Genomic DNA, 550 nt, shown 5'->3' with positions numbered 1-550 from the left:
GCACCGCATTCGGCACGTACGTCAGCGCCTGCGGTGCCTGGCCGATCGGAATGGTCGATACGACCTTGTTCGTCAGTGTGTCGATGACGGCGAGCGCGTCGTCATTCTCCAGACCGACGTAGATGCGTGTGCCGTCCCCTGAAGGCCATAGACCGTGCGGAAGTTTGCCGACCGGAATCGTTGTGACCTGTTCGAAGTTGTCGGTGCGGAAGACCTTGACCTGATTCGTGCCGCCGATCGTCACGTAGGCGAACGTGCCCTTGGCGTTGTGCGCGAAGTTGACGTGATTGGTGATGGGCCCCGTGTCGAACGAGGTGATCGCGTTGAACGGGGGCTCGGCGCTGAACACCTGCACCTTGCCGATGTCCTTCAATGTGAACCACACCTGCTTGCCGTCCGGCGTGGCCGCAATGTTGGGGCAGAACGGCGATTCCTGTTTGATGCGTCCCACGATCTTGTGATCCGCCGTCGAGATCACCACCGTTTCCGGATTGAACGACGAGCACACGTAGCCGTACTTACCGTCCGGCGAAAAGATCTGCATGCCGGG

Annotated in this window: 1 protein-coding gene; it reads right to left on the bottom strand. The window is 60.4% G+C overall.

Annotation, left to right across the window (positions count from 1 at the left end; translation table 11 throughout):
* Positions 1-550: YncE family protein (locus FUT88_RS24920; protein ID WP_147219208.1), on the bottom strand; the 550-nt coding region annotated here is incomplete at both ends.

Source organism: Ralstonia sp. TCR112, assembly GCF_007997035.1.
GTDB lineage: Bacteria > Pseudomonadota > Gammaproteobacteria > Burkholderiales > Burkholderiaceae > Ralstonia > Ralstonia edaphi.
This window is presented reverse-complemented; position numbering and strand designations above follow the sequence as displayed.